Here is a 12,457-nt window from a genome sequence, read left to right on the forward strand (position 1 = left end):
CAAAAATGCCACAGATCGGCGGCGCCGGCCGGCGCGCGCCGCAGCCGCGAATCGCGGCGCTCGGTTGAAGACCGGGCATTCCCCGTTAGGTCATGGGAGGACCGGCCAACAGAGGGGCATCAGAAGCATGGAGTATCAGCGGCTGCCGCAGCCGGAAACCGTGGAGGGCGCGACCCGGCGCGTCGGGGTCGAGCTCGAATTCGCCGGGCTTCCCGCGGATGTCGTGGCGAAGGCGGTGGCAGACTGGTGCGGCGGCCGCATCGAGCAGACCGCCCCGCATGCGCACAGGGTCGTGGCGGGCGACGACGCCTACGAGGTCTATCTCGACATGGCCCTCGCCCATCCGAAGGCGGGAGCCGAACCCGAGCGGATCGAGACCAAGCTCAGCCAGGTGGTCGGCGACGCGGCGAGCATCGCGGTGCCGGTGGAGATCGTGACCCCGCCGCTGGCGCCCGCGGCCCTGCCCCGGCTCGACCGGCTCGTGGCGATGCTGCGCGCGGCCGGCGCCGGCGGCACCCGCGACAGCGTGCTCTACGCCCACGGGATGCACCTGAATGTCGAGGCGGTGGAGGTCGGCGCGGCGGCCATCGCGCCGGTGCTGCGCGCCTTCGTGCTGGTCGAGGACTGGCTCCGCCAGATCATGCAGATCGACCTCACGCGGCGCACCTTCGCCTTCGTCGACGGCTTTCCGATCGGCTATATCGACCGCGCCGCGGCGGGCGACCTGGCGGACGGGCTCGTGGCCGACTACCTCGCCGAGAACCCGACGCGGAACCGCTCGCTCGACATGACGCCGCTGCTGGCCCTGCTCGACCGCGAGGCGGTGGAGCGCGCCCTCGACGGCGCCAAGCTGAAGCCGCGGCCGACCTACCACTACCGCCTGCCGGACTGCGATCTCGGCCGGCCCGGCTGGACCCCGGCGCGGGACTGGAACCTCTGGGTGCATCTCGAGCGCATCGCCGCCGATGCGGAGGCGGTGTCGGCGCTGGCCGAGGGCTGGAAGGCGCATCGCGCGAAGATCCTGAGCAGCCGGGCCGACTGGCGCGCCGAGGCCGGCGCGGTCCTCGCGGCCCACGGGCTGAGCTGGCCCGGGGCGGTGGCGGAGGCCGCCCGATGAGCCGACCGGTGATCGGGGTCACCACCTCGGCGCGCTCGGGCTGGCGGATCTTCCCGATGATCGCGCTCTCGGTGCGCTGGGCCGGTGGCCGCCCGCTCTGGTGGCGGGTCGGGCATCCCGCGGAGATCGCCGACTGCGACGGGCTGATCATCGGCGGCGGCGACGACATCTCCGCCGATCTCTACGGCGGCAGGCTGATGGCCGAGGCCCGGGTCGACCCGGAACGCGACGCGCTCGAGCGCCGGCTGGTGGCCGAGGCCGAGGCAACCGGCCGCCCGGTGCTCGGGATCTGCCGCGGCGCGCAGATGCTCAACATCGTGCTCGGCGGCTCGCTGCACCAGGACATCTACGAGGCCTATGCAGATGCGAGGCGGATCTGGACCGTGCTGCCGCGCAAGGAGGTCACGGTGGAGTCGGACACCCTGCTGGCGCGGATCATGGGGCCGGAGCCGGCCCGGGTGAATGCGCTGCACACCCAGTCCGTCGACCGGCTGGGCGAGGGGCTCCGGGTCTCCGCCCGCGACCGGGCCGGGGTGGTCCAGGCGGTGGAGCGCAGCGATGCCGGTTCGGTCCTGCTCGGCGTGCAGTGGCATCCCGAGCACCTGTTCTATGCCCGGCGCCAGCGCGCGATCTTCCGCACCCTGGTATCGGCGGCCGCCGCCTTCCGCGCCGACAGCGACCAGCAGGGCGCCGCCGCGGCGATGGCGGAACTGCTGCGCTGACCGCGCGCATTCAGGAGGCCGCCGCGGCGGCCCCGGCCGGCCGGGGCGCGAAGATCCGCGTGGTCTCCGGCAGCCGCAGCCCGGTTGCCCGGCGCTCCGCCCAGGCGGCTTCGGCGCGCGCGCGGAACCGGTCGCGCTGGCCGCGGTCCACCACCTTCGTCATCCAGCGCTCGGGCCAGCGGCCGGGCTCCGGCACCCCGGCATGGGCGCAGCAGGCGGCCAGCACCGCCTCGCGCCGCGACGCCAGCGCCTCGTATTCGACAACACAGACCGGCCGCGCGAGCCGCGCGCAGACACGGTCGAGAAAATCCGTCTCCAGCGCGATGTCCTGCAGGATCTGCTCGAGCCGCTGCGGCGTGAAGGTCTCGAGCGCCGCCTCCTGGCTGAGCGTGCCGGCGCGCTCGTCGCGGCGCTCCTCGCCGCTGGCCGTGCGGAAATAGATGCCGGTCGCGGTGGCGAGGTGGCGCGACAGCGCCTGGTCGAACCGGTCCGCCCGGTCGATGCGGAAGATCGCCGCCGGCCCCCACTCCGCCTCGAGCGCCAGGAGCATCGCCGCCGAGGCCGCGACATCGTCCGCCTCCGGCACGGCATCGGGCGGCAGCCAGGCCCGGGCGAGCTTCGGCAGATAGTCCGCCATCAGCTTGACGCCGACAGTGCCGGCCCTGCCGCGCCCGCGCTCCGCGATCGCCTCGAACTCGGGCCGCGGCAGCCGCGCCCCCCCGGCCGCCGCCCGCAGCCAGGGCAGGAAGTGCTCGCCGGGCTTGCCGAGCCCGCCCATTGCGGAAAACTCCGAGCAGAGCAGCGTGCTGCCGGTCCGCTGCGTGGCCAGAATGATGGTGCTCGTCACACGCCCTCCTCCGAACCGCGGAGTTCGCACGGCCCCGCATCGACGGTTCTCGAACAAAGCGCTAACAGGATAGGATTAACCGCCGGTTACCGCCGCGCGTCCGGCGCAGGAGGCAACGGAAAAGGGCCGCCGGTGCCCGAGGGAAGCTGCGCACCGGCGACCAATCGGAACGAGGGACACTCTAGGCTGCGCAGCGGGCGTTCATCTCCGCCGGCAGATACCGCGAGCGCGTCGGGGCGCGTCGGTATGAAAGTCACTGTATGCGATTCCGGTGGTGTGTGCAAGTTGCTGTACTCATACCGACCGAAGATTTTTCAGCCCTGCGCCGCCGGCTCGGCCGAGGGCAGCAGACCGGCCCGGCGCAGCCGCGGCAGCTCGATCTTCGGGCAGCGATCCATCACCACGTCGAAGCCCGCCGCACGCGCCCGCGCGGCCGCGGCGGCGTCGATCACGCCGATCTGCATCCAGATGGCGACGCCCGCCTGCCCGCCGAGCGCCGCGATGGCCTCGTCCACCACCGCGCCGGCCTCGGCGGAGCGCCGGAAGATGTCGACCATGTCGATTCGCACGCCGGACGCGACCAGCTCGGAGAGCGAGCCGGCCACCTCGCGGCCGAGAATCATCTCCCCCGCATGGCGCGGGTTCACCGGATGAACCGCGAATCCTGCACGAATGAGATAATCTGCCACCTCGTGGGATGGGCGGTCGACTCGCGGCGAAGCGCCCACGACCGCGATCGACCGTGTTCTCAGAAAGATCTCGCAAAGCTCTGCGTCAGTGGGAGAAACCGTGCTCAACAGATCACATCCGGAATATGGCATCGGCTCTGCACGGTCGCCTCAGGTTGAAAAGGGCCCGCCGATATGCATCAAGGATGCTACCGACGGGCCAAGTCGGAACGAGGGACAGTGAGAGAGAGGCCGACCAATCGGCCTCGCTGATAACAATATGTGGCCGAGGTTAGAAATTTGTAACCCCGGTATCACACAGCTCACGAAAATTTTTGGTATCAATCGTATCAAGCGCTTGGCCCCTTTCCGGGCCCCCTGAGCGCGCGCGCGGCGAACAGCGAAACCGCCGCCGCGTTGGAGACGTTGAGCGAGCCGAAGGCGCCCGCCGGATCGATCCGCGCGATGCGATGGCAGAGGCTGCGGCTGCGCGCGCGCAGCCCCGGCCCCTCGGCGCCGAGCACCAGGCAGACCGGGTCGCTCCCCGCCCCGGCGATCGCCTCGGGCAGCGTGACGTCGCCCTCTCCATCGAGCCCGATCAGGCTGTAGCCCATCGCCCCCAGCTCCTCGAGCGCATCGCCGAGATTGCGCACCCGGAGATAGGGCTGGCGCTCGAGCGCGCCGGAGGCGGTCTTGGCCAGCGCCCCGGTCTCCGGCGCCGAATGGTGGCGCGGCGCGATCACCGCCTGCGCGCCGAAGACCTCCGCCGAGCGCAGCACCGCCCCGACATTGTGCGGATCGGTCACCCGGTCGAGCGCCACCACCACCGCGGGCGGCCCCTCGGCGGCCGGCAGGCAGCGCGTCTCCAGCTTGCCCCAGTCGAGCGGCGAGACCTCCATCGCGGCGCCCTGGTGCACCGAGCCCGGATCGAGCGGCGCGGTGAAGCGCCGCGCATCGGCAATCTCCGGCTCGATCCCGGCGCCCTCGAGCACATCGGCCAGCCGGTCGGCGGCGTTCTTCGTGAGGATCAGCCGGTGGCGCCTGCGCTTCGGATTGGCCAGCGCGTCGCGCACCGCGTGGATGCCGAACAGCCAGACCCGCTCGGGCCCGTCCCCGTGCCGCGCGCCCGGCCCGCGCGGGGCGCCCCGCAAGCCCCCGGATCTCGCCTGCGGCTGTGGCTTTCGCATGATGGTCCTCCCTTGGTTCCCGTCCATTATGCGCGGAAACGAAAACCGGCAAGGGCATGGCCTTGACACCTCCCCGGAGCCGGGTCTACATCCCCGCCACCACCTCGGAGGGGTGGCAGAGCGGTCAAATGCAACGGACTGTAAATCCGTCGGGGAAACCCTACGCTGGTTCGAATCCAGCCCCCTCCACCATTTCCCGGACATCGCGAGGCGAAGCGGCGGTCTTGCCGGGCAAATGTTCCGTGCCCTGCCTCTGACGCAGGAGAAGGCCGACGCTCACGCCGGGCCTTCCCTGGCCTCGCGGCGAAGGTGACGGGCGGAATTCCCGCGGGTGCCAACGGCTGTGTGCGCCTCGCAACCTGGGAGGCCCTGATCCGGCGGGGCCATGGGTACCCGGCATCCGTTGCCGGGACCTGCACATCTGACCGGAACGGCGAATCCCCAAACCTCGGGCAAGTGACACGCGGAGCAGTGCGCCAGGCAGCAGGCCGATCGGGCCTCGGGCTTCGGCGCCACGAGGCGCTGCCCGGTCGATCACACCTAGCACCTTGTATCCCTTGAACAACCTCCTGCCAAACCAAGGGAAACCCACCTGCAACTCCCATCGAAACTTGGTTCGCATATGAAATCATCATCAGTTCTCTTGACACTTTATTGAATTTTTATTCAGCCTACCCTTCGAGGGAGCAACTGATCTCGCGATATTGGCGAATTCTGTGTGCTTTTTCGTGCGTAGGTTGATATTTTACCAAGGGGTAGATGCCTGATGAAGTTTCCGATCCTCACCACCCTCGGGGTGGCAGCGGCGCTGTGCGCGTCTCCGGCCTTTGCGGTCGGCCTGACCGAAACCTTCGACACCAACCCGATCCTTGCGGAGAACCAGGCCCCGGGGGTGTGGTACGAGGACCGGTACGCGCCGGCCGGGTTCTCCTCGACCTTCTTCGCCGGCGACAACCGGCTCGAGCTCGAGCTGTCGCAGGCCGACAGCACCGACAACCGCCCGCCCAGCTTCAGCAGCGCCTTCTACGACACGCAGGGGCGCAAGTTCGACACGCCGGGCGCGACGATGCTGGAGATCGACTTCTACATCGACGCGGGCTTTGCGACGCTCGACCAGCGCATCGGCGGCATCTGGGGCACGGCCACGACGCCGGGCGGCGACGTGTTCCCGATCCTCGAATTCTTCGGCGGCGAGTTTCAGGTCTACGACACCGCGGGCACCTTCTCCTTCGTTCCCGTGGGCACGCCGACGGGGTTCGCCTATGACCAGTTCGCGACACTCAAGATCTCGCTCGACACGATCGATGACGAGTTCGACTATTTCGTCGATGACGAGCTGCTGGGCTCCTTTGCCGCGGGCGGGGCGACCGAGATCCTGAACGTCATCCTGCAGGGCGTGAACCGGGGCGAACCGGGGAGCGAGAATGCCGGGGTCAACCGCAGCCTCTATTTCGACAATCTCGAGGTGAGTGGCGGGGCCACGGTTCCCCTGCCCGCCCCCGCGGCCCTGTTGCTGACCGGCCTTGCCGGGCTCGGCCTGCTTCGCCGGCGCGCCGCCTGACCGCGTAGGTGGCGGTTCCGGGGGATGCCGAATCTGGACCCGCCACCCTTCGCCGCCCGATGCCCGGACCCAATGCCGCGGCGGCCCGGCACATGCGGGGCCGCGCGATCCGGTGCCGATCGGTTTTCGGAGCGTCAGGCAGGCGCGTTAATCCACAGAAAATCCCAATATTTCGGGGAAAACCGGCGGATTTGGCTTGCATTCCACCCGACCTTGGCTTGCAATCGCCGCTTAGCGCGGGCAATGCCGCGCTGGTCCGACAACAAGCCACCAACGGATAAAGGGACGCCCCCATGAACAAAGCCGAACTGATCGCCGCCCTGGCGGAGAAGACGGGACGCACCAAGGCCGACAGCGGAGAGTTCATCGACGCGCTCGGCGCGATCATCACCGAGGCGCTCGGCAGCCACGACGAGGTGAGCCTGCCCTCGGTCGGGAAATTCGCCGCCGCGCATCGCGCCGCCCGCACCGTGCGCAACCCCCGCACCGGCGAGAAGAACGAGGCGCCCGCGCACTACGCGCCGGTGTTCAAGCCCGCATCGGCACTGCGCGAGGCCGTGCGCAACGGCAAGGGCTGACCGCCCGGTCCGGCCTTCGCATCACGATTCAGGAGCCGCCCGATGCCCGGACCGGGCGGGGCGAGCTCCACCCCGGGCCGGCATCCCTGGCGGGACGGCCGGCGCCAGTTCTCCCTCACCAGCCGAAGATCCAGCCCCGCGTGTGGCACAGCGTCCGCTCCAGCGCGTGGAACAGCCCGCTGAGCTCGGCGCGCTCCTCCGGCCGGCTGTGGAAGGTTACGACCCGCGTGAGGTAGGGCTCGACCAGCGCGACATCGCCGCAGGTCCGGTGCATCCGGTGGATGCGGGCCAGCACCGGGCCGATCTCGCCGCTCTCCACCCGGTCGGATACCTCGCGGGCAAAGGCGATCTTCTCCGCCGTGTCGCCCTCGCGCAGCACCGGCGGGTCCATCAGGATGTAGTCGCGCATTCCCATCTCGAGCGCGTTCTCGATCCGCGGCACCCAGCTGTAGACCAGCTCGGCCCGCGGCAGCGTCGGCGGCTCGCCCGGCACCAGCCGGCCGGGCTCCTCGAGATAGGCCGGGTGCAGCATCAGGTCGCGCAGGTTCACCCGGTCGACGAAGCCGGCGAGCGCGTGCTCCGGGTCTCCCGCGCAGACCGCCTCCGGATAGACCGCCTCGAACTCCAGCACGCAGCCGTCGAAGCGGTAGCCCGCCCGGGCGATGCCCATGCTGCGCCCCGGCAGCGCTTCGGGACGGTTGAGCAGCGCGAGGATCCGCGCCTTCAGCGCCTCTGGGGCGGCCGCCTCGCCCCGCGGCACCGGCGGCGGGTCGAGCAGCACCCCCCAGTCCGCCTGCCAGAGCCGGATCGCGCCGAGCCTGAGATGGCTCAGCGTATCGGTGGACGAGGCGGTGAAGACCAGCAGCGCCGCCGCGATCGGCAGCGCCAGGCGCCAGGTGCTTGGCGGCCGCGTCGCGCGGCGTCTCGGCGATGGCATGGGCTCTCCCTCCCGCAGCCCGGCCCGGCCGGCGGGGCCCGCGCCATCAGGCCCCGCACGGCCGGCCGGCAGGCAGCGTATCGGTGGCAGACCCTATACGAGCCTCCGGCCCCGCGGAAGCCCGATGCAGCACCCGCCGCGCTTGGCGGGCCATGGCCGCGGGGCTAGGCTCGGCGCGACACCTGAGCCCGGGAGACCCGCCGATGACCGAGATCACCGCAGCCCCCGACTGGGAGGGCATCCGCGCGCGTTTCCGCTGGCAGCTGCCGGTGCCCTACAACCTGGCCGAGGACATGGTCGGCCGCTGGGCGCGCAGCGATCCGGGGCGGCTGGCGCTGCTGCACCTGCCCGCCGAGGGCGAGCCGCGGGACTACAGCTTCCTCGAGCTCGAGCGCGCCGCCTGCCGCATGGCCAACGTGCTCGAGGCGCGCGGCATCTATCGCGGCGACCGGGTGGCGGTGCTGCTGTCGCAGTCGCCCGAGGTGCTGCTGACCCATCTCGCGGCCTACAAGATCGGCGCCATCGTGGTGCCGCTCTTCACCCTGTTCGGGCCCGAGGGGCTGGAGTTCCGCCTCACCGACAGCGATGCGCAGCTGCTGGTGACCGACCGGGCCAGCCTGCCCAAGATCGCCGAGATCCGAGGCCGCCTGCCGGGGCTGCAGCACGTGCTCTCGGCCGATGGCGCGGGCGACGGCGCCGAGGCGCTCGGGCCGCTGCTCGAGGCGGCGCGCGACAGCTTCGAGACCGCCGCCACCGGGCCGGACGATCCGGCCTTCATCTCCTACACCTCCGGCACCACCGGCCCGCCCAAGGGCGCGCTGCACGCTCACCGGGTGCTGCTCGGCCACATGCCGGCGGTCCAGCTCACCCACGAGCTGTTCCCGCAGGAGGGCGACGCGATGTGGACGCCCGCCGACTGGGCCTGGATGGGCGGCCTGTGCAACGTCGCCATGCCCTGCCTGCGCTTCGGCGTGCCGCTGCTCTCGCACCGCATGGAGCGCTTCGACCCCGAGCGCGCCTTCTGGCTGCTCGAGGCCTTCCAGATCCGCAACAGCTTCCTGCCGCCGACCGCGCTGAAGCTGATGCGCGCCGCCGGCAAGCCGGCAAAATCGGCGCCGGCGCTGCGCTCGGTGGGCTCGGGCGGCGAGAGCCTCGGGGCCGAGCTGCTCGACTGGGGGCGCGAGACCTTCGGGCTGACGATCAACGAGTTCTACGGCCAGACCGAGTGCAACCTGGTGCTCGGCAACTGCGCCTCGCGGCTGCCGGTGCGCCCCGGCTCGATGGGCAAGCCCTTCCCGGGCTCGGAGGTCGCGATCCTCGGGCCGGAGGGCGAGCCGCTGCCGCCCGGCGAGGCCGGCGAGATCGCCGTCCGCCGCGGCGATGCGGCGATGTTCCTGCGCTACTGGAAGGCGCCGCGGAAGACCGCGGAGAAGTTCGCCGGCGACTGGATGCTGACCGGCGACGAGGGGGTGATGGACGAGGACGGCTACTTCCACTTCGCCAGCCGCAGCGACGACGTGATCACCTCCTCCGGCTACCGCATCGGGCCGACCGAGATCGAGCACTGCCTGACCGGCCATCCCGCGGTCGCCATGGCCGCGGTGGTGGGGGTGCCGGACCCGGTGCGCACCGAGATCGTCAAGGCCTTCGTGACGCTCGCGCCGGGGCACGCGGCAAGCGAGGCGCTGGCCGAGGCGCTGCGTGCGCATGTGAAGGCCCGGCTCTCGCCGCATCTCGCGCCGCGGGAGGTGGCCTTCATCGAGCGGATGCCGACCACCGCGACCGGCAAGATCCGCCGCCGCGACCTGCGCGGCGCCTGACCGCGCCGGCCGCCGGCCGGAGGCGCGGAACGCGCGCGTCGCTCCGGCAAGGGCTCCGTCCGGTCCCGGCATGGCGGCGGGTCGAGATGCCCGGCCGCCGGGGCGGCGCATCGCCGGACCGGCCCGCCGCCGCCCGCGGGCCCCGTGCCCCGCCCACCCCTGCACCGGAGCGCGGGCCGCGCGGTTCCGCCCCCCATCCGCGCGGGGCCCGCGGGCGGATCGCCGGCGTTGCGCGCAGGCGCCTCCCCGGGCTGGGGGCTTCCGCTCGGGCGCTGCCGGGCGCCGTCCCCTCCGGGGTGGGTGGGGCCCGGGGAGGCGCCTGCGCGCAACGCCCCGGACCCCCTGCCTCAGCCGAGGCGGGCCAGCGCGTGCCGCTTCTTGCCGGCGGAGAGCTTCAGCGGCTCGGCCAGCGCCTCGGCGCCGATCATCTGCCCGGGATCGGTCACCGCCGCGTCGTTGATCCGCGCGCCGCCCTCGTTGACCAGCCGTTTCGCCTCCTTGCCCGAGGCCGCGAGCCCGGCCCGCACGAAGAGCTGGGCGACCGAGATGCCCTGCCCGACATCCGCCGCGCTCAGCGTCACCATCGGCAGGTCGGCGCCGGCGCCGCCGGCCTCGAAGGTCTCGCGCGCGGTCGCCTCGGCCGCGGCGGCCGCCTCCGCCCCGTGCGCCAGCGTGGTCGCGGCATTGGCCAGCACCACCTTGGCGGTGTTGATCTCCTGGCCCTCGAGCCGCTCCAGCCTGGCGATCTCGTCGAGCTCGAGCTCGGTGAACAGCCGCAGGAAGCGCCCGACATCGGCATCCGCGGTGTTGCGCCAGAACTGCCAGAAGTCGTAGGGGCTCAGCATGTCGCCGTTGAGCCAGACCGCGCCCTGCGCCGTCTTGCCCATCTTGGCGCCGGAGGCGGTGGTGAGCAGCGGCGTGGTCAGCCCGAACACCTCCATCCCGGCGATGCGGCGGGTCAGGTCGATGCCGTTGACGATGTTGCCCCACTGGTCGGAGCCGCCCATCTGCAGCCGGCAGCCCTCGCGCCGGTAGAGCTCGAGGAAGTCGTAGGCCTGCAGCAGCATGTAGTTGAACTCGAGGAAGGTCAGCGGCTGCTCGCGGTCGAGCCGGCCCTTGACGCTCTCGAAGCTGAGCATCCGGTTGATCGTGAAGTGCCGGCCGTATTCGCGCAGGAAGGGAATGTAGCCGAGCCCGTCGAGCCAGTCGGCATTGTTGGGCTGGATCGCGTTGCCGCCATCCTCCGCGAAGGTGATGTAGTTCGCGAAGAACCCGCGCAGGCTCGCCATGTTCTCGGCGATCTTCTCGTCGGTGAGCAGCTGGCGCGCCTCGTCCTTGCCCGAGGGGTCGCCGATGCGCGTGGTGCCGCCGCCCATCAGCGCGATCGGCCGGTTGCCGGTCTTCTGGAACCAGCGCAGCATCATGATGTTGACGAGGTGCCCGACATGCAGCGAGGGGCCGGTGCAGTCATAGCCGATATAGGCGGTGACGGGCCCCTCCAGCAGCAGCTCGTCGAGCCCTTGCAGATCCGTGCAGTCGGCGATGTAGCCGCGCGTCTCCATCACGCGCAGGAACTCCGACTTCGGCTGGTAGGTCATGGCACGTCCTCCTATGCTGGCGCCCAGATAGCGGCTCACGGGGGCGGAGGACAAGATGGCGGATGCGGCCCCGGTCTGGGCGCTCGGGCTGATGTGCGGCACCTCGATGGACGGGGTCGATGCGGCGCTTCTCGAGACCGATGGCGAGCGGGTGACGGGCCTCGGCCCGTCGCTGGCGCTGGAGCCTGCCTATGACGGGCCGACGCGGACGCGGCTGGCGGATTGCATGAGCGCCTGGGCGGACGGCACAGGCGGCCGCGACACCGCGCTCGGGCGTGCGGTGGACAGGATCCACGCCGCCGCGGCGATCGGGCTGATGGCGCGGCATGACGCGCCGGTGGCGGCGCTCGGCTATCACGGGCAGACGGTGTTCCACGCGCCGGAACGCGGCCTCACGGTGCAGCTCGGCGACGGTGCCTGGCTGGCCGAGACCACCGGCGTGCCGGTGGTCTGGGATTTCCGCGCGGCGGATGTCGCGGCCGGCGGCGAGGGTGCGCCGCTCGCGCCCTTCTACCACTGGGCGCTGGCCCGCCGCCTCGGCGCCGCGGCGCCGATCGCCTTTCTCAACATCGGCGGCGTGGCCAATGTCACCTGGATCGACCCGCGGGCCGAGGCGCCGGAGGCCGGGGGCGCGCTCCTCGCCTTCGACACCGGCCCCGGCAACGCGCTGATCGACGATCTGGTGCGCGCACGCACCGGAATGCCCTGCGACCGGGACGGCGCGCTGGCGGCGCGGGGCCGGGCCCAGCCGGGGCGGCTCGCCTCCAACGCCGCCAGCGCCTTCCTCGCCCGGCGCCCGCCGAAATCGCTCGACCGCAACGCCTTCGCGGCGCTGGGCGCGCGGGTGGCGGAGCTCGGGCTCGAGGATGCCGCGGCGACGCTCACGGCGTTCACCGCCGACTGCGTGGCCGCCGCCCTGCCCCACCTGCCCGAGCCGCCGGCGCGCTGGCTGGTCTGCGGCGGCGGGCGCCGCAACCCGGTGCTGATGGCACGCCTCGCCGACCGGCTCGGCGCGCCGGTCGAGCCGGTCGAGGCCGCGGGGCTCGACGGCGACATGCTGGAAGCGCAGGCCTTCGCCTTTCTCGCGGTGCGCGCCCTGCGCGGCCTGCCGCTCTCGGCCCCCGGCACCACCGGCTGCCCGTCGCCGCTCACCGGCGGGCGGATCTCCCGGCCGTGAGCGCCGGGCCCTGCCCGTTCAGGTGCCCTCGAACTTGAAGGAGACCTTCAGCTTGCAGCGAAAGGCCGTGACCTTGCCGTTCTCGATCACCAGGTCCTGCTCGGTGACCTCGGCCACGCGCAGGTCGCGCAGCGTCTGCGAGGCGCGCTCCACCGCGCGGGCCGCCGCCTTGTCCCAGGACTCGCTGCTGGTGCCCACGAGTTCGATGATCTTGTAAACGCTGTCCGGCATGGGGGTTCCTCCTC

12 protein-coding genes and 1 tRNA gene are annotated in these 12,457 nt (G+C 71.8%); 7 read left to right on the forward strand and 6 right to left on the reverse strand.

The features are described 5' to 3' along the window. Positions 1-127 precede the first annotated feature (127 nt). Both QSJ97_RS13770 and QSJ97_RS13775 read left to right on the forward strand, forming a co-directional pair. The gene (locus tag QSJ97_RS13770) at positions 128-1,117 is read left to right on the forward strand and encodes an amidoligase family protein (RefSeq protein WP_285672354.1); all 990 of its coding nucleotides are present in this window, start codon (positions 128-130) and stop codon (positions 1,115-1,117) included. Then, entirely contained in the window at positions 1,114-1,839 is a 726-nt protein-coding gene (locus QSJ97_RS13775) for a gamma-glutamyl-gamma-aminobutyrate hydrolase family protein (protein WP_285672355.1), read from the forward strand. Before QSJ97_RS13770 ends, QSJ97_RS13775 begins: the two co-directional genes overlap by 4 nt. 10 nt (positions 1,840-1,849) lie before the next feature. Here QSJ97_RS13775 and QSJ97_RS13780 read toward each other — a convergent pair whose 3' ends face one another. The 3 genes from QSJ97_RS13780 to QSJ97_RS13790 all read right to left on the reverse strand — a co-directional run bounded on the left by QSJ97_RS13780 (position 1,850) and on the right by QSJ97_RS13790 (position 4,541). Further along, the gene (locus QSJ97_RS13780) at positions 1,850-2,686 is read right to left on the reverse strand and encodes a Stf0 family sulfotransferase (RefSeq protein WP_285672356.1); all 837 of its coding nucleotides are present in this window, start codon (positions 2,684-2,686) and stop codon (positions 1,850-1,852) included. A 314-nt stretch (positions 2,687-3,000) separates the two neighbouring features. Next, on the reverse strand, positions 3,001-3,507 hold the full coding sequence (locus tag QSJ97_RS13785; protein WP_285672357.1) for a CoA-binding protein: 507 nt from the start codon (positions 3,505-3,507) through the stop codon (positions 3,001-3,003). A gap of 197 nt (positions 3,508-3,704) precedes the next feature. Further along, positions 3,705-4,541: a TrmH family RNA methyltransferase gene (locus QSJ97_RS13790; RefSeq protein WP_285672358.1), complete on the reverse strand. Its 837-nt coding sequence runs from the start codon at positions 4,539-4,541 to the stop codon at positions 3,705-3,707. A 106-nt stretch (positions 4,542-4,647) separates the two neighbouring features. On the opposite strand from QSJ97_RS13790, the gene QSJ97_RS13795 reads away from it, so the two are divergent. From QSJ97_RS13795 to QSJ97_RS13805, 3 genes are all read left to right on the forward strand, one after another. Beyond that, positions 4,648-4,733 (forward strand) — tRNA-Tyr (locus QSJ97_RS13795). A 574-nt stretch (positions 4,734-5,307) separates the two neighbouring features. Further along, positions 5,308-6,102 (forward strand): hypothetical protein, encoded by a 795-nt coding sequence (locus tag QSJ97_RS13800; RefSeq protein WP_285672359.1) that lies wholly within the window; start codon positions 5,308-5,310, stop codon positions 6,100-6,102. Positions 6,103-6,395: 293 nt separating this feature from the next. Beyond that, positions 6,396-6,680 carry an HU family DNA-binding protein gene (locus QSJ97_RS13805; RefSeq protein ID WP_285672360.1) on the forward strand — a complete coding sequence of 95 codons (285 nt, stop codon included), beginning with the start codon at positions 6,396-6,398 and terminating at the stop codon, positions 6,678-6,680. A 115-nt stretch (positions 6,681-6,795) separates the two neighbouring features. Here the strand turns inward: QSJ97_RS13805 and QSJ97_RS13810 are convergent, their stop codons facing one another. Next, the gene (locus QSJ97_RS13810; RefSeq protein WP_285672361.1) at positions 6,796-7,617 is read right to left on the reverse strand and encodes a hypothetical protein; all 822 of its coding nucleotides are present in this window, start codon (positions 7,615-7,617) and stop codon (positions 6,796-6,798) included. 203 nt (positions 7,618-7,820) lie between these two features. Between QSJ97_RS13810 and QSJ97_RS13815 the strand changes: the two genes are divergently transcribed. Then, on the forward strand, positions 7,821-9,437 hold the full coding sequence (locus tag QSJ97_RS13815; RefSeq protein ID WP_285672362.1) for an AMP-binding protein: 1,617 nt from the start codon (positions 7,821-7,823) through the stop codon (positions 9,435-9,437). Positions 9,438-9,784: 347 nt separating this feature from the next. Here QSJ97_RS13815 and tyrS read toward each other — a convergent pair whose 3' ends face one another. Continuing rightward, positions 9,785-11,035, reverse strand: coding sequence for a tyrosine--tRNA ligase (gene tyrS, locus QSJ97_RS13820; RefSeq protein ID WP_285672363.1), 1,251 nt, complete (start codon positions 11,033-11,035; stop codon positions 9,785-9,787). Between the two features lie 55 nt (positions 11,036-11,090). On the opposite strand from tyrS, the gene QSJ97_RS13825 reads away from it, so the two are divergent. Further along, positions 11,091-12,212: an anhydro-N-acetylmuramic acid kinase gene (locus tag QSJ97_RS13825; protein ID WP_285672364.1), complete on the forward strand. Its 1,122-nt coding sequence runs from the start codon at positions 11,091-11,093 to the stop codon at positions 12,210-12,212. A gap of 18 nt (positions 12,213-12,230) precedes the next feature. On the opposite strand, the gene QSJ97_RS13830 is transcribed toward QSJ97_RS13825, so the two are convergent. Then, positions 12,231-12,443, reverse strand: a complete 213-nt coding sequence (locus QSJ97_RS13830) for a dodecin family protein (protein WP_285672365.1) — start codon at positions 12,441-12,443, stop codon at positions 12,231-12,233. Positions 12,444-12,457: the final 14 nt, after the last annotated feature.

The sequence above is a fragment of the Paralimibaculum aggregatum genome (genome assembly GCF_030270585.1).
Taxonomy (GTDB): domain Bacteria; phylum Pseudomonadota; class Alphaproteobacteria; order Rhodobacterales; family Rhodobacteraceae; genus Thermohalobaculum; species Thermohalobaculum aggregatum.